General features: G+C 41.3%; 18 protein-coding genes. 9 read left to right on the top strand and 9 right to left on the bottom strand.

The annotated features are described in order from the left end of the window. Window positions 1-2: 2 nt before the first annotated feature. The 5 genes from J4N25_RS25705 (at window position 3) to J4N25_RS25685 (ending at window position 5,746) form a co-directional block, all read left to right on the top strand. Window positions 3-1,265, top strand: coding sequence for a serine hydrolase domain-containing protein (locus J4N25_RS25705; RefSeq protein ID WP_207424765.1), 1,263 nt, complete (start codon window positions 3-5; stop codon window positions 1,263-1,265). 293 nt (window positions 1,266-1,558) lie between these two features. Further along, window positions 1,559-3,082 (top strand): glycoside hydrolase family 32 protein, encoded by a 1,524-nt coding sequence (locus tag J4N25_RS25700; protein ID WP_207424764.1) that lies wholly within the window; start codon window positions 1,559-1,561, stop codon window positions 3,080-3,082. 100 nt (window positions 3,083-3,182) lie between these two features. Continuing rightward, window positions 3,183-3,674, top strand: a complete 492-nt coding sequence (locus J4N25_RS25695; RefSeq protein ID WP_207424763.1) for a peroxiredoxin family protein — start codon at window positions 3,183-3,185, stop codon at window positions 3,672-3,674. A 41-nt stretch (window positions 3,675-3,715) separates the two neighbouring features. Then, entirely contained in the window at window positions 3,716-4,981 is a 1,266-nt protein-coding gene (locus tag J4N25_RS25690; protein WP_207424762.1) for an AGE family epimerase/isomerase, read from the top strand. A 12-nt stretch (window positions 4,982-4,993) separates the two neighbouring features. Beyond that, window positions 4,994-5,746: a mannonate dehydratase gene (locus tag J4N25_RS25685; RefSeq protein WP_207424761.1), complete on the top strand. Its 753-nt coding sequence runs from the start codon at window positions 4,994-4,996 to the stop codon at window positions 5,744-5,746. Window positions 5,747-5,837: 91 nt separating this feature from the next. Here the strand turns inward: J4N25_RS25685 and J4N25_RS25680 are convergent, their stop codons facing one another. From J4N25_RS25680 to J4N25_RS25655, 6 genes are all read right to left on the bottom strand, one after another. Then, window positions 5,838-6,662, bottom strand: a complete 825-nt coding sequence (locus tag J4N25_RS25680; RefSeq protein ID WP_207424760.1) for a sugar phosphate isomerase/epimerase — start codon at window positions 6,660-6,662, stop codon at window positions 5,838-5,840. 24 nt (window positions 6,663-6,686) lie between these two features. Continuing rightward, entirely contained in the window at window positions 6,687-7,517 is an 831-nt protein-coding gene (locus tag J4N25_RS25675) for a phytanoyl-CoA dioxygenase family protein (RefSeq protein WP_207424759.1), read from the bottom strand. A 29-nt stretch (window positions 7,518-7,546) separates the two neighbouring features. Further along, window positions 7,547-8,464: a sugar phosphate isomerase/epimerase family protein gene (locus J4N25_RS25670; RefSeq protein ID WP_207424758.1), complete on the bottom strand. Its 918-nt coding sequence runs from the start codon at window positions 8,462-8,464 to the stop codon at window positions 7,547-7,549. A 6-nt stretch (window positions 8,465-8,470) separates the two neighbouring features. Further along, window positions 8,471-9,580: a Gfo/Idh/MocA family protein gene (locus J4N25_RS25665; protein ID WP_207424757.1), complete on the bottom strand. Its 1,110-nt coding sequence runs from the start codon at window positions 9,578-9,580 to the stop codon at window positions 8,471-8,473. 270 nt (window positions 9,581-9,850) lie between these two features. Continuing rightward, window positions 9,851-10,963, bottom strand: coding sequence for an alpha/beta hydrolase (locus J4N25_RS25660; protein WP_207424756.1), 1,113 nt, complete (start codon window positions 10,961-10,963; stop codon window positions 9,851-9,853). 43 nt (window positions 10,964-11,006) lie between these two features. Next, complete coding sequence (locus J4N25_RS25655) at window positions 11,007-12,362, bottom strand: GH1 family beta-glucosidase (protein ID WP_207424755.1); 1,356 nt, start codon at window positions 12,360-12,362, stop codon at window positions 11,007-11,009. 435 nt (window positions 12,363-12,797) lie between these two features. Here J4N25_RS25655 and J4N25_RS25650 point away from each other — a divergent pair, with 435 nt between their 5' ends. Beyond that, window positions 12,798-14,540 carry a S8 family peptidase gene (locus J4N25_RS25650; RefSeq protein WP_207424754.1) on the top strand — a complete coding sequence of 581 codons (1,743 nt, stop codon included), beginning with the start codon at window positions 12,798-12,800 and terminating at the stop codon, window positions 14,538-14,540. 72 nt (window positions 14,541-14,612) lie between these two features. Here the strand turns inward: J4N25_RS25650 and J4N25_RS25645 are convergent, their stop codons facing one another. Further along, complete coding sequence (locus J4N25_RS25645; protein ID WP_207424753.1) at window positions 14,613-18,368, bottom strand: BamA/TamA family outer membrane protein; 3,756 nt, start codon at window positions 18,366-18,368, stop codon at window positions 14,613-14,615. Next, window positions 18,358-19,314, bottom strand: a complete 957-nt coding sequence (locus J4N25_RS25640) for an SdiA-regulated domain-containing protein (protein ID WP_207424752.1) — start codon at window positions 19,312-19,314, stop codon at window positions 18,358-18,360. Before J4N25_RS25640 ends, J4N25_RS25645 begins: the two co-directional genes overlap by 11 nt. Before the next feature lie 147 nt (window positions 19,315-19,461). Between J4N25_RS25640 and J4N25_RS25635 the strand changes: the two genes are divergently transcribed. Then, a complete protein-coding gene (locus J4N25_RS25635) occupies window positions 19,462-20,667 on the top strand; it encodes a Pycsar system effector family protein (RefSeq protein ID WP_207424751.1) in 1,206 nt (401 codons plus the stop codon). A gap of 9 nt (window positions 20,668-20,676) precedes the next feature. Here the strand turns inward: J4N25_RS25635 and J4N25_RS25630 are convergent, their stop codons facing one another. Next, window positions 20,677-21,312 (bottom strand): DUF2652 domain-containing protein, encoded by a 636-nt coding sequence (locus J4N25_RS25630; RefSeq protein ID WP_207424750.1) that lies wholly within the window; start codon window positions 21,310-21,312, stop codon window positions 20,677-20,679. Between the two features lie 156 nt (window positions 21,313-21,468). Here J4N25_RS25630 and J4N25_RS25625 point away from each other — a divergent pair, with 156 nt between their 5' ends. Further along, complete coding sequence (locus tag J4N25_RS25625) at window positions 21,469-21,669, top strand: hypothetical protein (protein ID WP_207424749.1); 201 nt, start codon at window positions 21,469-21,471, stop codon at window positions 21,667-21,669. 72 nt (window positions 21,670-21,741) lie between these two features. Continuing rightward, on the top strand, window positions 21,742-25,317 hold the full coding sequence (gene dnaE / locus J4N25_RS25620; RefSeq protein WP_207424748.1) for a DNA polymerase III subunit alpha: 3,576 nt from the start codon (window positions 21,742-21,744) through the stop codon (window positions 25,315-25,317). Window positions 25,318-25,362: the final 45 nt, after the last annotated feature.

The following is a 25,362-nucleotide window of genomic DNA, read 5'->3' as shown; positions in this document are numbered from 1 at the left end:
ACATGTTATTTCGAGTTCTTTTAAATCTGACGCTAATTTTTTCTACGACGTTTATTTCTGTCGCTCAGGAACTGAAATTTTCCAGGCCGGAATCACTTAAAGTATCTTCTAATAAGCTGAAGTTGATTGACAGTTTACTTCACTCTGTGGTAGATAGTGGCTGGGTGAAAGGGGGGGAGGCACTAATATTAAAAAATGGAAGGATAGTTTATGAGAAAAAATTCGGAAAGGGTTTGACTCCTTCTCCTACAACTGATAACGCTATTTTTCGCATCGCTTCTCAAACAAAACCCATAACTAGTGTTGCTGCAATGCTGCTTTATGAAAGAGGCCAATTACTTTTAAATGATCCGGTTTCAAAATATATACCCGCTTTTAAATCTCTACGCGTATTAGACGGGTTCAATGCAAAAGATTCGACTTATACCTCGATAAACCCTATACGTGAAGTGACAATTCTTGATTTAATGACTCATACTGCCGGAATAGAGTATGGAGGCCCGGGTTCTTCACAACTAAGTGCTCTCTATGAGAAGACTAGTCTTCCCTCAGAAATCGTAGAAACGCGTGAGTTTTTTGAGAAGGAGGTTTTGGGTAGGCTTCTGAATTTGCCTCTGGCGCATCAACCCGGAGCAAAGTTTACATATGGCTACAGTACGGACATCTTAGGCTATCTGGTTGAGGAAATTTCAGGAGAAAGTCTTCAGGATTATTTCCGAAATAACATTTTTAGCCCTTTTGAAATGAATGATACGTTTTTTAGCCTTCCTAAGGAAAAAGTTGATCGCTTAGCAACTGTCTTTACTGAGCATAATAAAAAGACTGCATTATGGGACTATAGTGCAAAGGTACGTGTTGATTACCCACTGAAGAAAGGATTGTTTTTCGCGGGAGGTGAAGGTATTAGTACAACGACCAAAGATTATGCGAAATTTCTACAAATGCTTTTAGACGGAGGGGTATATAATGGAAAGAGAATTTTGAGCAAGAGCACTATTCAACTTATGATGAGTAACCAGATCGGCAATTTAGAAATTAATGGAGATAAGTTTGGATTAGGCTTTATGCTAACTACTTCCTCTGGCGCCCAACGACGACTTGGTCTATCAGAGGGATCGTTCACTTGGGGAGGATTTTTTGGTACAAATTCCTGGGCAGATCCAAAAGAAAGTCTTGTAGGAATTTTGTTTATGCAGCAGTGGCCCTTATCCCACCAGGAAATCTTCGATAAATTTAAGGTACTCGTTTATCAGTCACTTAAATAGCCGGATAAACAAGATGTACTAGCTTTTAACTAGAAAATGGCGACTAATAATTTGATACGATTTTATAATTATTTGATACAGAAACAAAGGTCGGGTGAGCTAGTCTAAGAATAAACTTATTATAAGTGCCTGTTAGTCAGTGATGTTTTTAATTCTTCTGTTGTTTTTTGAAACTAATGAAATTGAAACAGAACTAGAAGACCAACTGAGATGTAGAATCTAACTTGGCATTGTGAATCCGAATATACCAATTTCACATTTTTGAAAAAAAAACTAATCAGAATTTAAAATATATGAGAAAACCGCACTCGTATTTGCTGTGCTTAATACTTGCAACAGTTTGCTGTAAGACTAAGTCATTTTTCAATCCGGTTATTAAAGAAGAGCACCGGCCTCAATTCCATTTTTCTCCACCTGCAAAATGGATGAATGACCCCAATGGTATGGTATACCTGAATGGAAAGTATCATTTGTTTTATCAGCACTATCCGGAAGGAACCAAATGGGGACCTATGCACTGGGGACATGCCGTAAGTAAAGATATGATCAATTGGGAGCACCAGCCAATCGCTTTATATCCTGATAGTTTGGGGTATATTTTTTCTGGTAGTGCTGTTTATGATAAAGATAATACATCGGGCTTAGGACAGGGAGGGAAAGCGCCCCTAATCGCAATCTTTACACATCACGATCCCAAAGGGGAAAAAGCCGGGCGCAAGGATTTTCAGAACCAGAGTATTGCATTCAGTTTGGATGAAGGTAAAACCTGGAAGAAGTACGCTGGAAATCCTGTACTGAAGAATCCGGGGATTACGGATTTTCGTGATCCAAAGGTAAGCTGGAATGGGGATGTGAGAAAATGGATCATGACTCTAGCCACAAAGGATAGGATAACCTTTTTCTCCTCGCCGAACTTAAAAGAATGGACAAAGGAAAGTGAGTTTGGCCAGAATGAAGGAGCACATGGTGGAGTATGGGAATGCCCTGACCTATTTCCATTGATTCTGAATGGGAAGAAAATGTGGGTACTACTAGTTAGCATAAATCCAGGAGGGCCAAATAAAGGCTCGGCAACACAGTACTTTATAGGTGACTTTGATGGAAAAACATTTAAGCCATTAATTACAGAAACAAAATGGGTTGATTGGGGAACGGATAACTATGCTGGTGTTACTTACTCAAATATAGGAGAGCGACGCATTTTCCAAGGTTGGATGAGTAATTGGCAGTACGCCGAGAGTGTTCCGACGGTGAGTTGGAGAAGTGCTATGACCTTACCACGGGATTTGAGTCTTAAAGAGGTAAACAGTTCTATTCATCTTGCTTCCCAACCTGTTCCTGAATTGAAAAGCATTTTAACTGAGGTAAATTCTTTAAAAGACTTAACGGTAAGTAGCAGTTTAGACCTTTCAGACAAAATTAAGGGGTATGGTAGTCAGTACATGTTGAAGTTTGAGAGTGACCAATTGAAAGACTTTTCCATTGTCCTGTCAAATGATCTTGGTGAAGAACTTGTACTTGGCTACGAGAAGCAATCCAATCAATACTTTGTAGATAGAAGTAAATCAGGAAAAGTAGATTTTGAAAAAGGCTTTGGAGTGAAGCACAGTGCTCCCCGTATATTGAAAACTGCAGGTACAGACCTTACACTCATCGTAGATGTAGCTTCGGCTGAATTATTTGCTGATAGTGGGTTAAATGTAATGACAGAAATTTTCTTCCCAAATAAACCCTTCAACAGACTAAGTATACGATCAACAGAGGGATTGCAGGTCAAAAATATGAGCTTGACAAGAATTAAAGGAATTTGGAAGTAAAGAGGATGCGAGCCTGCTTTTCCGGCTTGTGCTTGTACAAGCCGGGAGCTGGTGAGGCAGTGTAAACGAATTGTGGATTAGAATAAACAATGAAAATGTTATGAAAAGGTTCTGGTTAATGTGGCTGCTATGTTTACTAAATGTTTCGAAGCCTGTAATTGCGCAGACCCCAGCCCCGGTTGTGCCGGATTTTACCTTATTCAGGTTAGACGGCACACCCTTTTCATCTAAGCAAATGGTTGCGAACAAACCTTTGGTGTTTAGCTTTTTTGATGTGACTTGCACTCATTGTCAGACAACAATGAAGCTCTTATCCTCCCACTATTTAGATTTAAGGAACGCTGCTGTATATCTGGTTACTTTGGACAGAAAGGACGCGGTGTTGAAGTTTTTAAATAATTATGGGCCGGCCTTTTTAAATAAGGACAACGTTACCATTCTTCAGGATGTACAATATGAATTTATTCCCAAGTTTCAACCTGTTAAATACCCATCGGTCTTCCTATATGATAAGAACCGGAAGCTGGTGATATACGAAAAGGACGATAAGAAAATGTTGAGCGTATTAAAAAAGTTAAAGACGCTGCAGTAGCAGCCGATAAACTGAGTATCTCAGGAAACGAAATAGGTATTATGGAAAATCAAGGAAGCAGAGGCAGTTGGATGCAAAGTGAAGAACATCTGCAATTTTTAGAAGAGCAAGCGAGTGGAATACTAAAGTTTGGATCAGGTTCACTTTTGAAGCAAGGAGGTTTTGGCATACTTGACGAAAATGGAGAAGTAAGTGCCGCTGCTTTAGACACTTTGCAGAACACCAGAATGACTTATTGTTTTAGCCTGGCTTCTCTGAATGATCCTCAATATGCAGCTTTTGCTGACCATGGAGTAAAAGCACTGATAAGTACAATTCAGGATCATGACAACGAAGGTTGGTATTATACCGTTGGTGGCACTGCTTCAGGATGCAGAAAGCAGGCTTACATTCATGCTTTTGTTGCATTAGCTGCAGCTACTGCCAGTATAGCGAAACGTAAAAATGCTTCAGTCTTATTAGAAGCAGTGGTCGATGTGATTGAGACGCGATTTTGGAGCGAAGAGGAAGGGGTGATGCTGGAGAGCTACGATCTGGATTGGACAGATTTGGAGGAGTACAGGGGTGCTAACAGCAATATGCATTCCGTTGAGGCATTCCTTGCTCTTGCCGCTGCTACTGAAGATACAAAGTGGTTAAAGAGAGCTCTTCGGATCGTTGAAAGATTAATACATACTCAGGCGGCAAGTAATAATTACGGAGTAGTTGAGCATTTTGATAAAAATTGGAACCCTCTGAAGCAATATAATATTGACAATAAGGGGGACCAATTCAGACCTTATGGTATTACTCCGGGCCACGGTTTTGAATGGAGCCGATTACTATTAAGTCTTGAAGCGGACCTTGAAAAGGCGGGACTAGTAGCCCCGGACTGGCTACTCTCTGATGCAACGAGGCTATTTGATTCGGCATTCGCCAGCGGCTGGGCAGCAGATGGAATGCCTGGAATAGTATATACAGTAGATTTTGATGGTAGCCCGGTAATACCAGATCGGATGCACTGGGTTGCAGCAGAGGCTGTTGCTGCCGCTGCAGTACTATACAAACGTACCGGAGATCAGGTGTATGAGGATCAGTATAAGCTCTTATGGGATTATATTTCAAGCTACATGGTGGATGCTGAAAAGGGGAGCTGGCATCATAATTTGGACGAACTTAATAGACCAACCAACAGAATTTGGAGTGGTAAACCAGACATTTACCATATTTTTCAGTCGCTCCTGATTCCGAATCTCCCGATAGGCGGTAGTATGGCCGCTGGTTTAACTGAAAGCAAGAACACTTTTGAAGTCTTGAAACCTTTATAAAAACTACCCAAGATGCGATTTGCCGTCACAGGAAATACTACTATGTGCAACACGGAGGATCTGGTTTATGAGGATACAGGAGGTTGTGTTAGTACTTTAAAACAGGTCCTCCCTGGACAGGTCTGGCTTGAGAACGAAATCCTCTTAAGAAAAAAACAAATGATCAATAAAGGCAGGGAATGGTTGGTGGTAGACAATTTGGTGGTCCATGAAGAAATAAAGCTTGGAACATCTGGAGCTACAACCTACGTTCGAAATTATCAGCAAACCTTGAAGAACCTTTCCAGGTGCGGGGTAAGGGTGGTTTGCTATAATTTCATGCCTGTCTTTTACAAGATAAGAACTCATTTCAATTCGTCTTATCCAGATAAATATGTGTTCTCTCTATTTGACAAAGTCGCCTTTTCCGCGTTCGATTTATTTATACTAGAACGGCCAGAAGCAGAGCAGTGTTATTCATACTACCAGCGGCATATGGCTCGCTCTTTTTACCGGTCGCTTTCTAGCGAAGAAAAGGATGTTCTTACTCAAAATATTCTTAGTTGTGTTCAATCAGGCCGTGCCTCTTCAATAGACGAGTTGATAAGCCTTTTGGAACAGTATAAATCTATTTCAGCTGACGAGTTTTTGTGTAATTACCTGTCGTTCAGGGAAGAAATAGAGCCGTTAGCACAATCCTTAGATATTCAACTACATTTTAATTCTGACAATCCTTGCCAAAATCTACTGGGGCTTCCTAGTCTGCAGCAATATTGTCTTTCCTAAGTCCCTTCTTAAATTGGTTTATATATTTTTATTGGTTACAAAGAATTCTCCAGTCTCCCCGACTGGAGATTCTTATTTAATTTGCTGGCAATTATAACTTACTATACCGCTCTTTCAACAGCTTCATCATGTAGACATTATTTGCCCACTGATCAGAAATTGGTTTTTGAGAATAGGGTAAGTGTACCATATAGGGGTACGGTCCGAATTCTGGGGTTATGGTTATCAAATCAGCGTTTTCGGATTGTTTACGCTCCACGATCTTATCCCACCACTTCAGGTGATGCTGCAAGGCTTCATTCCATTCAGGTGCGGCGGGATCCGGAACTTGTGGTCCTTCTGGATATCCAACCCGGGCATGAATATGCTCTGTTCTTGCGATGGCGAGTTCCAAAGCTGCCTGCTGATCTTCCAAAAAAGATTCTGCTACGTTTACCCAGTGCGAGGCATCGAGGGTGATACGCAACTCAGGAATTCTTTGTAGATAATCGAAGGTGATGTGAGCAGCGAAAGTGAACTTATTACGATGGGTTTCATGATATACTTCTACCCCTGTAGCGCTTGTATGTTCTGCCGCCCGTTCTACCAACTTTTTATTCTGCTCAAAGCTGAAGTAATCTTTTCCGGTCTGAGAATCTATCTTCAAGGCCTTGTAAGGCTTTACCATATCTAACCACCCACCATAGTTTTGGTAGTGCTTCGAGAAGTCGGAGTCGTAGGTTCCATAATGCTGGGGGATAGCATCTAATCCGAACTTATCAAAATTAGTCCAGGCTTCGTCCAGTTCCTTTACTTCGACCTCGTTCGGAATGCCATATTCAACACCGTCGTATCCTTCGTCCTTCACTCTCTGACAGAACAAATCCCAACTTACATGTTCATTACCCCATCTGGGGCAAAAGAATTTAAATTTCAAAGTAGTAGTCTAAAAATTAATGTTTTATTTCACCTTAAGCGTTATTTCATCTTCTTTTTGAAGGAAATCACGGTCAGCAGATAAGCCTTTCGCCTCTGAAGAAATCACTGCGTTATTGGGCACTGTTTGCACTGGTGTAATGCAGGATAGGTTCTTCTCACGGAAAGGTTTATTATAACTCAAATTATAGGCGGAGATCATAGACCAGCGAGGCTTATCGGAAGTGTTAGCTTCAGACATATGGAGCGTATTGCTATGGAAGAACAAAAGGTCTCCTGGTTCTAGTTCAACGTATACCCTCTCAAAACGTGTAAGTGATTCATTTACGAAATCCATATCCGCTCCCTGCTGCTCTCCAGCGAAACTATGTTCTACCCGTCCGATCTTATGAGAGCCTTTCAATACTTGTAAGCAGCCGTTTTGCACGTTAGCTTCGGTAAGGGCAAGCATCACGCTGATCATCGCATCCGGAAACAGGAAGCCGTTCTTGTACCAGTAACCATAGTCCTGATGCCATTCCCAGGCTCCGCCCACCTGTGGCTCCTTCTGCATAAGCTTGGAATGGAAGTGACAAACTTCTCCTTCACCTAGCAGGTCTTGCACAGCATTAACCAAGGCTTCGCTTCTGGTAAGTAAGCCATATGCATCGTCTCCCGGAGTAAACCAAAGGGTTAGCTTTGTTCTTTTGCCCGATTGATCGTTGAAGTCGAATGCTTTATTTTTTAAAACATCATCTTCTGTAGCAATTCCATATAACAGGCTCACTTCTTCTTTTGACAGGAAGTCTTTTACAATAAGGTATCCGTCTCTGTCGTATGCTTCTTTCTGTTCGGCAGTTAATCTTAACTCGTTCATCGTATTAGTTTTTTAGGTAAATATTCTGTTTAGGCTCCAATTGCCTTTAATGTATCATCAACAAAGCGTTTTGCACGAGGAATATCTTCTTCATCAAGGTGCTCTATGATCAACGGAATGTTAGGATGTTTTTTCGAAAGCAATTTCAGGTAAAGCTCGTAATTTAATATACCGAGACCTGCAGCTGGAAGTTCAACATCGCCGGCTCCGCGGAAGGTATGAGACTCTACAGCATCAATGGCAGCGTGTTTTTCTTCATTATTTTCTGCTTGCTTAATGTCTTTGGCGTGTGCAATCTTAATACGGTCTTCCAGAGCATTGAAGATACGGTAGAGCTCTGCATCAACATTCTTTATGTTTGCACCGTTGAAATAGTTGGTTGGATCCATTAACAGTCCCAAGCCCGGGTGATTTACTTCTCTGAATAATCTTAAAAGCTGATCAACACTGCCGATAACGTTATTTACATAGTTTTCCACGAGGAACACCGCGTCGTGCTTGTAAGCGAATTCTGCTAGTTCTTCAATAACTGCTTTAATCTCCTGGAAGGCCTCTTCTGTTGCATTTTTTTCATGGAATACCCAGTCGCTACTAGGTTCGTAAGTGCCGGTTTCACTGATAACATATGGCGTCCCAAATTCACGCGCAAACTTCAGTAAAGTCTTTACGTACTCTATGTTCTTACGCTTTTTTTCAGGATCGGGAGAGATCAAATTTGTATATCCCGAAATGGCTACGATCTCGATATTGGCATCGCGGAAAGCATTACGAATAGTACGGGCTTTTTCCACAGAAAGGGTTTGCGGTAAAGTGTGAGGGTCGTTCAGGTCAAAGTCTTTAAAACTTAGGTCTAACTGAATACAGTTAAATCCATCTTTTTTCACTTTAGAGATGGTCTCTTCTAATGTGTAAGGGTAGTATCCGTTAAAAATACCAACTGATATCATTTCTGTTTATTTAAGGGTTTGTAATGTTTCGGTTAGTTTTACTGTTCTTTCTTCCTTGATAGAGAGATAAAGAGCGTCGATAGTGGCCATGGTGCGCAAATTATCACGACCGTTTATTTCTGGCAAGCGGTCTTCCTCTACTGCACAAAGCAATGAAGCCATGGTCCCTTCAAAAGCATCGGGGAACCAAACGGTATCCCAGCTAGGCTCAATCCACTGATCAGGGAATTTACGTGTAGTGAACTTTAAGGTACTTAGACCTTTTTCAGGGAATTTAGGCCAACCGATTTCTCCAAGGGCCATTCCTTCTGTACCTTCTACCCGCCATTTTATATACATATCCTTTTGAGTTCCTTCGCCCTGCCATGCCCATACATCGTCGAGGCTTGTTGCCATAAGTCCGTCAGCATATTGGAAAGTATACTGTGTGATGCCATCTATGTGGGGGAAGTTAGTCCTTGGATCGCTCCGGGTGATAGCCGTTACTTTTTCAGGGTCGCCAAAAAGATAACGGAAGGTATCTATGTGGTGTATCCCCATATTCAGCATCTCCAAGCGATCATATTCCTTTAAGAAATCCTGCCAGTGTGGAATGGCACGCATGTCGATTGTTGCCAGCACGATCTCACCGAAATAATTATTCTCCAGGAGAGTTTTTAAGGCACGGATGGATTGATCATAGCGCATGTTGCTGTTTACTGCAAGCTTGACCCCTGCCTGCTCGCACAGCAACACTATTTCGTTGGCTTCTTCAAGGTTCATCGCCAAAGGTTTCTGGCAGAGTATTCCCCTGATGTGATCGTTTTCTTTAACCGCTTCCCGTACTATTTCAAGTTGCCTGTTCGGAGGGACAGCAATGTCAAGGATCTCAATGTCCTTATCCTTTATCAGCTCCTGCCAGGAATTATGAACCGTTGGAATATTAAATTCTGCAGCTACCTCTTCTGCCTTTGAGCGGTCTCTGGAAGCAATAGCATAAGAATTGAAGCCGGCATTACGGTAGGCTACCTGATGACAGCCCCGGACGATTGCACCTGAACCTATAGTGCCAATGCGCCAATCCTTGCGGGAAGGCATGCGGGCTGTTAAATTCAGATCTAATGTAAATTCATTCATTGTTTATTTAGGAAATGGTTTTGATGGTTATAAAATGTTCCTAGCTAAAGGCTTAAAACAAGAAATGTCTTACCTCACGTTATGCTATCCCCGCGCTCTGGTCTTAAGCTCGTATTTATAAAATATCCTCCTTGAGTTTCATAGGTAAGGAAGGACTGGTACTTGATTCAAATTAGTTTGCTTACCAAAGCTAATTATGCGCGGGAACAGGATTTTATAGGATATTTACATATTGATGTGAAATACTACCATGCTTTTGCCCTGGTAGTTTTACCTGCATACCTTCTCTAGGAAGGAGGTGACTGCATAAGTGGATAATTGCCCACCGGGACCGTTTATATTAAAGTCAAACCCGTGCGTTGCCCAGGGGAGGCTTAGGAAATAGGTCTGTATGTTATTCTCCTGGAGTTTCTTGTATAGTCGCTGGCTGTGTTCGTAGGCAACCAATACATCATTTTTTCCGTGAATAATTAAGGTTGGGACTGATCGTTCGTTCACAAATAAGATGGGGGAGCTTTTTTGGTACAGGGCAGGAACCTGCTGAAAGGTTCCCCCGAGATAATCTTCCATTACCTTACGTGAATTCAAAACCAGGGGATTTGCGGGAAGCGAATACCCCCAAACCATATCTGCCGGCCCATAGAAGTCTACTACTGCTTTTATCCCTGGATCCTTAATGGTGTAAGCAGCTAGAAGGGCAATCTGAGCACCAGCCGAACGACCTAGTAGTACGAACCGGCTAGTGTCTATCGCCAGGCCAGTTGAATGTTCTTTCAAGAATTTTAAGGCCTCCTTTACATCGTTCACTGGAATAGGACTTTTGTACTTTGGAGCAAGATGGTAATTAATGGCGGCCACATGATACCCTTCAGAAGCCAGATAAGAGTTCAGTTCAGGTAGCTGATTGTTATCGCCACTTTTCCATGAGCCTCCATGGATCACCACTACGCAAGGTCTTATTCCTTTTTCCAAAGAAGAGAAGAACTTCAAGCTTAGCGTTTTATCATCGGTCTTACTGTAAGTGAACTCCTTGTACGATACTTCTTTGGTATTACTTCTTCTTATTAAAGTGGACAGATTGAAGGGAGAGATCTCCGGTGGTTGGTTGTTATGCAGCTCGGAGACCAGAGTTTTTGCTGTGATGTAAGCTTTTAAAAGGGGAGATGCTAATAATAGTAAAGCTAAAACGCCCACTATAGTTCCTGAAATTTGATATTTGGCCGACCATCTTCCGCTTAATAGCAATACAAGGCAAGGAAATATAAAAAGTAAGGGATACTCGGTAACCAAGATTGCTGTAAGCCAGAGATGGTAAGTAGGAGCCGGGAAAATGCTTAAAAGAGATAGTAGAAATAGTATTACAAGAAGTAGTAGCCGGACCATAGGCGATATTAAAGGAGGAAAAGGATTAAGATGATTTCGCAGTCTAAGACTTTAAAAAGTTTCTGAACCATTTTCCAGAATCCTTAACTATTCTTTCCTGAGTTTCGAAGTTAACATAAATTAATCCGAAACGAGGATGATAGCCTTCTGCCCATTCGAAATTATCAGTAAGCGTCCAAACGAAATACCCTGCTACCTTACATCCTTCCTGTTTTGCTTTTAATACCTGGGCAATGTGATCCTGAAGGTATTTAACCCTTTTTTCATCTCTTACAGACCCTTCTTCCACGGTATCAGGAAAAGCTGCACCATTCTCGGTTATAATGATCTTTCTGATCTGCGGGTAGGCGTCGAACTTTTTCAGGATATGATAAATTGCTGAAGGGTAAACTTCCCAGCCCATAGTTGTTATAGGCACTTTTCTTTTCTCTGCTTTTACCAATCTTGCGCCTATGTAGGGTGTAAAAAAAGACGATTTAACGATCTCTCTTGTGTAATTCTGTAAACCTATAAAATCAAAGTCGAATGCAAGTTTTGCTTCGTCCCCTGGTTTTATATGCTTCTCGAGCTTTCTTAAAACAGGAAGATCATTTACAGGATAGCCAAGTCCAAGGACAGGTTCGATAAACAAGCGGTTTAATAAAGCGTCGGCTCTTGTTGCTGCCGCATGATCTCTGCTGCTGTGAGAATATGGTTCTATATGAGTACAGGAAAAAGTAGTACCTATTTCCGCATCGGGAAGATTACTACGGAGGATGCGTCCTCCTTCTGCAATAGAAAGCGCGGTATGATGTATGGCAGGAGCGAAATTACCCATTCCCCGGCGACCAGGGGCATGGATTCCCATAAAGTAGCCGGCTCCGGTAAATACAGAGGGCTCGTTCATTACCATCCAATGTTTTACCGTATCACCAAAGTTTTGGGCACAAATAGAAGTGAAATCTGAAAACCAGTTCACTACATCACGGTTCGTCCATCCACCTTTTTGCTCCAGCACATGGGGTAAGTCCCAATGATAAACAGTTAGCCAGGGAGTGATACCGCTTTCAAGGCAGAAGTCAATGACGCGTTTATAAAAATCAATTCCCGATTGATTTATTTTGCCGGTTCCCTCAGGTAGGATCCTTGACCAGCTAACAGAAAAGCGAAAATCAGGGATATTAAGCTGTTTGATTAAATTGATGTCACCCTGGAAGCAATTGTAGAAGTCGCAGGCAATTTGCCCATGATGCCGGTCTTTTACCTTTCCTCGTTTATTGGTAAAAACATCCCATATGGACAGCCCTTTGCCATCCGCATCAAAAGCTCCTTCTATTTGATAGGCTGCGGTCGAAACACCCCAGCGAAAATTGTCTCCGAATTGTTCTCTTTCTAAATTCTGCAAATTATCCTCTTTCATTACGGCACAAAGCCATTCTTTCCTCGCCCCAATATCTGGAAATTAAATTAATGGCGGAAGGAAGATTGCATAGCCTTTAAAAAAAGCCATTCTTTGAATGAAACCAACATCTGAAAAACTGAGTATTTCATAGTAGTATGTTTAACTATTATCAAATATACATGGCCAGGTTTTCCTAAAGGTGTACTTGATGTTATGAAATCATTAATGAAGCTAGATTTAAAGTTAAACCTTTCTCAAGACTTATTGTCTGATAATCAATGCCTATGAAAAGGGGAAGGGTTCTTAATACTTGTCAAATTAAAACAAACTTGTAAAGCGTTAATTATTGTTAAAAGAAAAATTCACATTTGTCGGATTTTTGTAGTTATGGAATTAGTTAATAATTTACTAGCGTGATGCTACGTTTAGTGTAACACTTAGATAAAATAAGGTATGAATTTTATAAATAGGATAGTAATGTTAGGGCTTCTCTTGCCCCTTAGCGTATATGCACAGAAGAAAGAGGAGGTGAAGCCTAATTGGCAGAACCTTGATCTTCAGAAAGATGGAGTTTTTGGAATTAGCACCGAGAAAGCTTACGATCTTGTAAAAGGTAAAAAGAGCGTTCCGGTGGTAGTGGCTGTTATTGACGGTGGCGTAGACGAGGAGCATGAGGATTTGAAGAATGTAATGTGGAAGAATCCTAAAGAGATTGCCGGAAACAACAAAGACGATGATAATAATGGTTATGTAGATGATGTATATGGATGGAATTTTCTAGGTTCAGCAAAAGGTAACGTTCGTTTTGATAACCTGGAGGCAGTTCGCCTGGTGCGAATATATCAGGATAAATATGCCTCTGTACTTAATTCAACTCCGCTTACTCCGCAGGAACGAAAGGAGTTTTCTTTGTACAAGAAACTGGTGACCGAGCAAATGGATAAGTTGCAGAGAGCGCGGGTAGGTTATGAGAATTACTCAGTAGTAGCTAAAACGCTTGATTCAATCGAAGCAAGGATTGGAAAAAGGCCGGTTACTAAAAAGGATATAGAAGATTATAATGCCAAGAACGACGTAGAATCCAGAGTATTGAAGATCATCAAGTCGGAATTGAAGGACAACCCTGATTACCCTGCCGTTAAGGAGGAGTTGACAGATGCTGTTAAATACTTTCATAATCAGCTAAATTATCATCTTAATGTGTCTTTCGATCCAAGAGATTCCATTGGTGATAATTACAGGGATAGCTATGAGAGGATCTATGGAAATTCTGATATAACTGGTCCAGATGCCCTTCACGGAACTCACGTAGCTGGTATCATCGCTGCTGACCGTACGAACAAAATAGGAATAAAAGGCGTGGCTGATAATGTTAAGATTATGGGTGTGAGGACGGTGCCTGATGGTGATGAAAGAGATAAAGATGTTGCTAACGCTATCAGATATGCGGTTGATAATGGCGCGAAGGTTATTAACATGAGTTTTGGGAAGAGCTTTTCATGGGACAAAGCTGCAGTGGACAGTGCTGTGAAATACGCCGAGAGAAAGGATGTTCTTCTTGTTCATGCCGCTGGTAATGATGGAAAGAACAATGATTTTAGTAACAATTTTCCAAATAGGTATTACCATACAGATACCACCAATGTGAACTTTGCTAATCTGCCAGGGAGCAGGCCTGATTTTCTGGCCAGAGGACCACAGGGAAGAGGTCCGCAAACGATGGGCATGGGAGGTATGATGCGTCCGATGGAGCTTCCTAAGCCTAAACCTGACTCTGTGAGGTTTAGCGGTCCGCAGGCAAAAAATTGGATTGAAGTAGGAGCATCTAAATGGAAGAACGATGAAACGCTTGTTGCTACCTTCTCAAATTACGGAAAATACTCGGTAGATGTATTTGCACCTGGTGTTAAGATCAACTCTACAGCTCCTGGTTCTAAATATAAAGAGGAAGACGGAACTAGTATGGCTTCTCCGGTGGTAGCAGGTTTAGCTGCTTTAATACGTTCTTACTATCCTTCATTAACAGCTCCCCAGGTAAAAGATATTATTATGAGGTCGGTTGTTAAGGTTGATCAGAAAGTAAAGATCAAAGAAGACGGCGAAAATAAAAAGGTAAAGCTATCCGATATCAGCGTTACAGGAGGTGTTGTTAATGCCTATAATGCATTGAAGCTTGCAGCTGAGGTAAGTAAATAAGATAGAAATAAATAATAAAGAAAGCGGTTTAGGATCCCTAAACCGCTTTTTTTATTATTACCGGGGCTCTGCTTAAAAAGCAAAACCTCCGTTGATGGAGAAGTAGCCTCCTTCTTTAGACATTCCATATCCAACAGATACGAGGAACTTATTGTAGAAGTTGGCCCATACTCCTGGTCCGTAACCAGTGTGCCAGGTATTTCTTTCCGGATTATCTGAAAACACTCTACCTGAATCAAAAAATCCAAACAGCCCATAGGTTCCTGTAAGGAAATAGTTCCTTACATTGGAAACTGTTAAGCGAAGTTCGGTATTGTTAAACAAATAGCTTCTACCTGCAAATCGGTTATTTCTATAACCTCTCAGATAGGTATTGCTACCAAGAGAGTTTGCCTGGAAAAATTTATAGTCGCCAATATTAGTAGCTGCCCCAAATTGAACTGCCAGTGTCATTGGGAAACTAAAATTCGGTGTGCCGTAGAAGGCCAAATTACTTTTCAATTGAAGGAAGTTGTGGCCTGTGCCTCTGACTTCAGAGAAATATCTGGCGCTGTTTAACCAACGTATTCCCCGGGTTGGGAATATCTCCTTGTCTACATAATTAAGGTTTGCGAAGGTATTGATGGTAGCAAAGCGTGAAGGATTATCGGTGTCTTCTTTATCAGGAAAGTCGGCACTGGTGAGGAATTTATTATCCTGTTTTTCCAGCCAGTAATGCTCGTAACCTGGCCCGATGCCTACCCGGAATGCTTCAGTAAAGCGCTTTTGGTAATAGGCTGCTAAACTTAAATTCTTTGTCCTAACCCTGAAAAAGTCTATATCATCACCAATGTTTGGTGTAGAGTTTCCCTCTCCGTAGTAATTGAATGTGTATTTAGGCCCATTATAGGAGGTGCGCAGGAGCAAGTCATTATTACGTTTGAAAAGCGAGTAGAAATCTCCCCGATAGCCTATTGTATACGCACCTGTTTTTGGAGCATAGTTTGCTTTGACGGATTGCTTGTAGCTATAGGGCTGCTTTCTGAAGCCATAATGAATACGGGAGAAACCTGCTCCAACAAAGAAAGCGTCGTCTGCATTGAAATCAAGCGAAGGAAGTGGTGTGGCTATATCATAGTTGAACCAGTTCGGATCATAATAGTGGACGTAAGGATTTGCAGAAAGCTGAGTGCGAAGATTGTCTCCTTTCTCTATTTTGTTTCCTTCATCACTATCGTAGTACACAATGGCATTACCAAGGGCGGCTTCGGATTTATCTGAAATGTAGTCCTTCCCTTCTCCCCCTACCACTCTTACTTTTATTTTCGATTTGTCTCCGCTTGCTATAATACTGTCTCGGCCATTCAAAGCGAAGATTTGAATCTCATCTGTTTCTGATCTGCTAAATGAGCGATCAAAAATAGTCCGCTCGATCTTTTCGGCACTATTGATTTTGCTGATCCTGATTCTTGTGCTATCTCCTCTACCAATAATTTCAATAAACTCCTTCTTGTCTGAACCCGCAACCCTTACTTCTTTGGCAAGCTCCTTATAATAGTCTTCTGCCACTTGTACCAGTTGGCTGCGCCTTGATTTAAGCTTAGCGCTTATTTCTGCACCTGAGATCTTGAAGGCTTCTGGAGGCATACTTCTAACGGCCGAATCGATGGTTGCATCGGTAAGCTTAATTTTGATATCATTGGCAATTTCAAGCCACTGCTGTAGTGTTAGTTCGTTTAAAAAGTTCCTGTCAAGATTCCGGGCTGCGGTGTTTATTTTCTTTACGTTTTTTATTCTATCTGTAAAATTTTCTAATCCAGGAGCTACACTGCTTACAAGCGATGGAATAAATCCATCATATTTCGAAAATGCCTGATCGTGATCTCGTGGAATCGGTCTGAATAGGGAACCTTTATCTTTTTTAAATTCTGCCCAGCGCCATTGGTCTTCGTGCCGGTCCCAGTCATTGATCAGCATATCAAAAAGCCTGGCACGCAGGAACATTTTCTGATCCACTTCATTGTCATTGTCTTCGCGGATCTCCTCGTACATTTTCCGGGTACTTACCGCCTTGTCTGCATTGCCAAAAGCTTTTTCTCCCGATACATCTTCGTCAGGACGTATTTCAATAGTTCCTAATTTCCCGCCCACCTGCTGGATATAGGGACCTAATAGACGACTTGCAGGCATGTACACCAATTGAGGATTAACGTAATAAATGCCGATCTTTTTAGCCATAGGTGGTATAACCAGGCCACCATAAGGATTGGCCGAAGAAATTTGATCCTGAAGGAAGTCTTCGGCGAAGGTTTTAACTAGTCCCTCAGGTAACAAGCTACTGGGATCTTTGCTAATAGAGCGGAACTGGTAAAGTTTTCCATCCTTACCCTGAAGTTGTAGAGATGTAGTTTGCTTTCCTCCACCCATTTTTATTGGGGTTAATCCACCTCCGTACGTTGAAAGATCTAAATAGGGTGCAGAAACCGGCACTGCCCAGGTATCACGGTAGTGTTCGCCGTATACTCGCCGCATATATTTGCTAGCACGGTATTCTTTTCCTGCAGAGATAACTTTTACGCTATCTTTATAATTTATTTGTTTTTCTTCGGCAATTTCTGCCCTGTTTTTTGGCGGAATTGCATATAAAGGTGTTCTGAAGATAAGTTTACCAGTAGAACCGTCGCCTTCGGGTTCCCAGAATTCTACCCAGCATTGGCCATTATCGTAGTAGTTTAGCCGCGCGAAACCTTTGTGTCCATGGGCGAAACTGGCACCATTTCCTTTTACCAGCGCACTTGATTTTGAACCTGCTCCACTTACAATATGATTCAAGTTTTCATACTTGTTCAATTGCAGGGCGTGTTCGTGTCCGGTAGCCATAACTACATTCGGCTCGTCAGCAAGTATAGCCAATAGTCCCCTTTTCAACTGCTGATACTCTTTGTTGGAAAGATCCTGCGGAGATACTCCGTATTTTCGCATCAAGGGATAGATAGATCCGATGATTGGAAGTGGAATATAGGCCCTGTCACGTATTAAGGTAAGTGGAAAGATATAGTCTTTGAGTGTAAAAAATCCTCCATGAGTACCATTGGTAAACAGTGGATGATGCTGAGCGAGTAAAATATTCTTTCCTTTATTACGAACAATGATGTCTTTTATCTGCTCGATAACTTCCAACCTGCTTCCAGCAGTACATCCGTTGTCTGGAGCAATAGGCTTTTCGTACTTGTGTAACCACCATTCACTGTCTATAAGGATCATTACCAGATCTTTATTTACCTGAAGCTCGACCGGGCCTGGACAACCATTTGTTGGTATGAAAGTGTCTCCGTCATTTAAGTAGGCTTCCACAAATGCTTCTTCGCGATTAACAGCCGCAAGTCCTCCGGGGCGCATCTCGTTCCAGTCGTGGTTACCGGGGATGAAGATCTTTTTGCCTCTGAAATTTTTTACCACTTTCATCTGCTCGATAATCCTGCGCTCTTTCTCCTTTCTATCGGAAGCATCAGGTTCGGGTAATCCTGTTTCGTAGATATTATCACCAAGGAATATAATAATATCTTCAGGACGCGAATAATTGGTGTCGACAGCTGAAAGCTTAGTTCTTGTACTGTCGTAAAGCTGTTTCTGCAACAGCTTCAATACAGGCTCCTGTCGGTTTTCGTTCGGTTTTCCGGCGTCGCCAATCAGAAAGACTGAATATTTTAATTTTAGAGAATCCGGAGGTGATACCTCTTCCCATTTCGACTGATTTTTTGCATAATAGGGCTTTAAGCTGATACAGCCGCTTAAAGGAAGAAAACTTAACAAAACATAAAAGAAGTGCCTTACTAGTTTACTCTGCATAATTTACCTCTATTATATTAGCCGGGAATTTTTTTCCTTCATTTGAAATATACAATTTACCATTCGGGGCGAAAGCTAGGCCTTCGGGCTGACTAAACTCTTTTCCGTCGAACTCCAGGATTCGGGTTATTTTACTGTTCTTATCCAATATAGCTATTATATTATTTAGGGATGAGAGAGCGTAGAGCTCTCCTGTTTTTGGATTAAAGGTGATAGCAGAAGTTCTAAAAACCTCGTTGAGATTTTTGTTACCCACTCTTTTAAGGAGTTTTTTCGAAAACTCTTCCAGTTTATCGCCAGAAAAATAGCTTTCTACTTCTGCTAAACTTATTGAGTAAACCGCTTTCGTATCAAGGGTTTTTGTTTTAAGGTCGAAAGCATAGATGTCTTTGTGCGACTTGTCTCCGTCGAGGCTTAGATCTTTAACAGAAAGAAGAAGCCGGTTATTCTTTTGATCATAAGCGAGCCCTTCCATATTATTATCAGAACTAAGTTGCGTTTTGTAGATTGCAGGCTTTGTTATTCCTGCCCTGAAATTTTTCAATTCATAAAGGGTGCCATTGCTTTGTAATACGTATAGGTCATTACCGGCAATAACGAGATCTTCATAATCTTTACCTTTCCAGAATTCCTGTTTCTTTACTATTTCTTTTTTATTCAGATCGTAATAGTAAAGTATTCCTTCCTCATCCTGAATGGCCATAACAGTATGATCGTCAAGAAAGGTTATTCCAGAGATCTCTTTGAGCTCACCAGGTAAAGCGTAAATGTTTATATTATTTGGTTCGAGTACTTCTTTATCCTCCTTCGAATGCTCTGTCTTAGCGTCCTTGCCGGTGTCTGACCGGTTTTTACTGTCGGAGTTTTGACAAGAAGTTAAAAAAGCTACTAACAAAAAAGCAAGTATTCTGTTCATTGGATGTTCTGATGATTTGTGCTGTAACATTAAAAGTTTTATAATAACCCGCATTATAAATATTAGTTTTAAGCTTTGGGAAGAACGGATTGCCGGAATTATTGAGTTTTTCTAATGGCAAGTGGTAATAAGTTCCCAATGCAGTGATGTCATCTTTACTAAAAACTGTTTTTTTACATGAAGAATAATAACCCTATTGTTAAAAGCGCTCAGGAGTTTGTTTTCAATTTACTTAGAGAAAATTTAAAGCCCGACTTTGTTTATCATAACTACAAGCATACTTTACAAACAGCTAAAGCTTGTCGCGAGCTGGCAGAAGCATATAATCTTACAAGTCGTGATTTTGAAATCCTGATGCTAGCAGCAATTTTTCACGATACGGGGTACACAGAGACTTGCCAGGGGCACGAAGAGGTAAGCGTTAGGATATTAAAGGACTTTTTAAAAAATGATTATCCTCAGGAAGATATTAATAAAATTGAGGACCTGATTTTATCCACCAGAGCTTCGTCTAAGCCTAGCGGAACCCTGCAAGAGATCCTTCATGATGCTGACTACGTGAACATGGGCAAGAAGCGGTTTGCTGAACGTGCTGAATTGCTGCGTATAGAATGGGAGAGAGTGCTAAATAAAAAGTATACAGATCTAGAATGGGCGGAAGAACAGCTAGGCTTTTTGATTTCGAAATCATTTGTAACTGAAGAAGCGACTTTGCAATACGGGGACATAAGAGAGGAGAATATTAGAAAGCAACGTGAAAAGATAGAAGCCTTGAGGATCGAGGATGAAAAATTAAAGGTTAAGCTGGAAAAGAATTCATCTGAAAATAAACCGAAGAAAGAAGGTCGTGGAATAGAAACTTTATATCGTGCCGTCTATTCTTATCATATAAATTTAAGTTCGATCGCGGATAATAAAGCCAATATAATGATCAGTATTAATACGATCATTATTTCATTGGTAATAACATTGTTTGGTTCTGGTTACACCTTTTCAGGCCAGGATGAATTTGGCAGCCTTCGCTTTGTTATACCTATTGCACTACTGTTGGTGACAAGCTTGCTTGCAGTAGTCTTCGCTATTTTGTCGTCACGCCCTAATGTAACCACGAAAGAGCGTTATGAACTTTCTAAAAAAGACAGCAGTATTTTGTTCTTTGGAAACTTTGCTCAATTACAATTGAACGAATTTCTTGGAAGAATGAAGGAATTGAAAGATCGTAATGATGAGTTATATGACAGTATGACGGTAGATATTTATTACTTGGGTGCTGTATTGGTTAAGAAATACAAGCTGCTAAGCTGGTCGTATAATATCTTTATGGGCGGATTGATCCTATGTGCGCTGGGCTTCGTTATAATTATGATGTTCTCTTATGGTTAGGGCTTAAGATTAAGGCTTTGCAGGCTGGGCAGCATCAGCTGCCTGGCGTCTGTAAGGGATATAATAATAATGTACCGGGCCCAAATGGTCATATTCTTCTGTCCCTTGTTTCAGTTCATCCCAGTGGAACCAAAAACTTACGTCTTTCTTTTTTATCTTATTCAGGTAACTCTCTGTCAGGAGGATATATTCATATTCTTCAATACCATTCTTTAATAGTTTGTGCGTGATTATTACATCTTCGCCTATAAGCTTGGTCCTGCCTTTAATATTTGCAGAGCTAATATGACCGAAATGGATGATGATCTTTAATCCCAGTTCTCCGTTTGCCAGGTGTTTTTCGTAATTCTCCGGGTCTTCTTTCTGCACCATATCAATATAGTTATAAAACGTCTCAAAAAGGGTTTTGCATTGTTTTGCAACCTGTTTTATCGCAGGCAGTCGACCTGTTTTGTAAAAAAATATGGCGTCCCCTTCTATCTCACCCACGTTCATTTGCAATATGTTTGCATTGATCAGGCGTCTCAGCAAACCGGCTATGAAATCCTTACTAAACGTAATGTCCGCCGATGCAATGAATCTGGTGAAACCTGTAATATCTGGTACGCAAAAGAAAGCGGGTAAAATGTCGTCGTTTTTTTCCATATATAAGGATATACGATAAGCGTTTAAGAGCCGGTTTTGTTTGTTAGCATAAGCCGCTTTGAAAATATAATGTAGAATTTATTGTTTGTTAAAAATCAATTCCTAATTTTAGTTTTGTCTTCCTAAATCATCCACTAAAAGAAAAATAGTAAACATATGAAAAAACATGTTCAACTTTCTGAAGGACAGAAGTTAGTATTTAAAGGTAAAGGTTTTGAAGGATTTGATTCTAGTGATCCTTACCTGGTTTTCCTCGGTTACGACAGTGGCGGGTGGACTGATCTATGGGTTGATTATCAGGGCAAAAAACTAATGGTAAGGACGGAAGATGTAGAGCTTAGCGAAGAAAATAGCTAGTTGGGGGTAGAAGACTGCTTTCAAAAACAATAAAATCCTTAACTTCGGGATTGTCTTTTGAATGATTAGCTGATGCCGGAATTTTCTCATTTACACGTACATACACAATTTTCACTGCTCGATGGTGCCGCGGATATTTCAAGGCTTTATAAAAAAGCTGCGGCCGATGGAATGAAAGCCCTTGCTATTACTGATCATGGTAATATGTTTGGTGTTTTCAAATTTGTGGCCGAGGCTGCAAAGCATAACGTTAAGCCAATTGTGGGCTGCGAGTTCTATGTTGTAGAGGACCGGCATAAAAAGCAATTTACCAAAGAGAATAAAGACATACGCTGCCATCAGCTTTTTCTTGCTAAGAATCCTACCGGGTACAAAAATCTCGTGAAGTTATGTTCTTACGGCTTTATCGAGGGTTTGTATAGTAAATGGCCCAGGATTGATAAAGAGCTCATCCTAAAGCACCATGAAGGTCTTATTGCCACCACTTGTTGTATTGGAGCTTCTGTGCCTCAGGCTATCCTGAAAAAGGGCGAGGAGGAAGCTGAGAAAGAGTTTAAATGGTGGCTGGATATATTCGGTGAAGACTATTATATAGAACTGCAGCGCCACCGTATCCCTGAGCAGGAGATCGTTAATCAGGTACTTTTGAAGTTCGCAAAGAAGTACAACGTAAAGATCATCTGCTCCAACGATTCGCATTACGTGGATCAGGAAGACTCGAACGCCCACGATATTTTGCTATGCGTGAATACAGGGGATTTACAGAGTACGCCAATTGCCACCGATGAAGAAGGTGGTAAAGGCTACCGCTTTGGTTTCCCTAATGATCAATTCTATTTTAAAACTCAGGCGGAAATGGCCCAGCTGTTTCATGATCTGCCAGAATCGTTGGATAATACCAACGAAATTGTTGATAAGGTAGAACATCTCAAGCTGAAGCGGGATATCATGCTTCCTAACTTCCCTATTCCACAGGAGTTCAAGATTCACGCAGATGATGTTCTAAACCAATGGGAATTCCTTCGCCACCTGACTATGACAGGGGCGCGGAAGCGGTATGAAGTAATTACTCCTGAGATACAGGAGCGACTTGATTTCGAGCTGAATACAATTAAGATAATGGGTTTCGCCGGATACTTCCTGATTGTATCCGATTTTATAAAGGCTGGGCGGGACCTTGGAGTATTCGTGGGTCCGGGACGGGGTTCGGCTGCTGGTTCGGCTGTTGCCTATTGTATTGACATTACTAATATTGACCCCATAAAATATAATCTCCTGTTTGAACGTTTCCTAAATCCTGATAGAAAGTCGATGCCCGATATTGATACGGATTTCGACGACGAAGGACGCCAGAAGGTGATTGATTATACCGTAGATAAATACGGAAAGAACCAGGTAGCACAGATCATTACCTATGGTTCAATGGCGGCCCGCACAAGTATTCAGGATGTTGCGCGAGTGTTGGATGTGCCCTTGTCTGAAGTAGCGGCTCTTAAAAAACTTGTTCCCGATACCCTTGGGATCACTCTGAAGGATGCCTTCGCTCAAGTTCCTGAGCTTCAGGAAATTCTTCAAGGCAATGATCTGCGAGCGAAAGTTTTAAAGGAAGCTGGAAAGTTAGAAGGCTCTGTTCGTAATACGGGGATCCATGCTGCGGGTATCATTATTGCCCCAGAAGATCTTACCAATATTATTCCGGTTGCCACGGCTAAAGATTCTGATCTTTTGGTTACGCAGTTTGACGGTAAGGTGATTGAAGACGCGGGCGTTATCAAGATGGACTTTTTGGGTCTGAAGACGCTAACCATTATCAAGGATGCTCTTCGTTTGATCAAGCGTAACCATCATGTCGACATAGATATCGATTACGTTTCTTTAACCGACGAAAAGACGTTTGAACTTTATCAGCGGGGAGATACTAACGGGACATTCCAATTTGAAAGTGATGGGATGCAGATGTACCTGCGCGAGTTAAAGCCCGACAAGTTCGAGGATTTGATCGCTATGAACGCCTTGTATCGTCCGGGACCAATAGAGTACATCCCTAATTTCATTGCCCGTAAGCATGGGCGTGAAATTGTGCAGTACGACCTTGCCGATATGGAAGAGTATCTGGCCGATACTTACGGGATCACCGTTTACCAGGAGCAGGTGATGCTTTTATCGCAGAAGCTGGCGAACTTTACCAAAGGTGATGCCGACGTTCTGCGTAAGGCGATGGGTAAGAAGGACCGCAAAACACTGGATAAGCTAAAGCCTCAGTTTATCGAGAACGCCAAGAAGAACGGGCACGACGAGAAAACGCTGGAGAAAGTTTGGACCGACTGGGAAGCTTTTGCATCCTACGCCTTCAATAAATCACACTCCACTTGTTATGCTTTCGTTGCTTACCAGACAGCTTATTTAAAGGCTCACTATCCTTCTGAATATATGGCTGCGGTTTTGAACAACCAGGGTAATATAGAGAAGATTTCTTTCTTTATGGAAGAGTGCCGTAAAATGGGAATCAATGTTCTTGGTCCGGATATTAACGAGTCTGAATTTAGCTTCGGCGTAAATAAAAAGGGCGAGATTCGCTTTGGAATGGCTGGAATTAAAGGAGTTGGAGAAAAGGCGGTTGAGAGCATTATTGAGGAGAGGAGGATCAATGGACCTTACGCTGATATTTGTGACTTCGCAAAAAGAATAAACTCGAGGACCGTAAATAAGAAGGTTTATGAGAATTTAATTTATAGTGGAGCTTTCGACTGTTTTGGATTTCACCGGGCGCAGTTTTTCTTCAAGCCTGATGGTGCAATGTTGAATGGTATAGAGAGACTTATAAAGTATAACAGCGACTATCAAAATAGCTTAACTACTTCTCAGGCTTCTCTTTTCGGAGGTACATCTGATGCTCAAATTGCAGAGCCTCAACTGTTCGATTGCCCGGAATGGGGTTTGATTGACAAGCTGAAATACGAGCGCGACATGATCGGGATCTATCTAACCGGTCACCCGCTGGATAACTACAAGTTCGAGATGGAACACTTCTGTCAACACAAGGTGAGCCATTTGTCATTAATTAATAAGGCAAAGAGTGGGGAGCTATCAGAAGTTGATGCTGAGGAGTTCGCGAAGATTAAAAACAGGGAGCTTGTTATTGGTGGACTTGTTTCAAGTGCTTCGCATAGGACTACCAAGATGGGTAAGCCTTTTGGGGCGATGATGTTTGAGGATTATCACGAGTCTTTTGAAATTGCCTTGTTTGGTGAGGACTATGTGAAATGGAAGCATTTCTTTACTGAAGGCTACTTTTTACAAATAAGGGGAACTGCGTCGGAAAGGTTCAGGCAAAAAGATAACTGGGAGTTCAAAGTCTCCTCTATTACATTATTATCCGACTTGAGAGACAAGATGTCTAAGAGTCTTACCATCCAGCTACCACTGCAGGAGCTTTCCAGCAAATTGATAGATGATCTTGATGAGATGTTTAAAGCAAACGCAGAGCAGTATCCCAATCGTAACTGCGCTTTGAAGTTTACGGTTTATGACAGGATAAAGGAGGAGAATGTTGTGATCGATATGCCGTCGAAAACTTTCAAAATATTCCCTGGAAATGAATTTTTAGATAAGTTGCAAGAACATAACATCACCTATAAGTTGAACTAAGAAATTTACCTTCCTAATATTTAACACTTTTTAACCTTGTTGAGT

It is taken from the genome of Desertivirga brevis (assembly GCF_017355835.1).
Note: the sequence above shows the minus strand (reverse complement) of the source record. Positions and strands in the feature narration are given on the sequence as shown.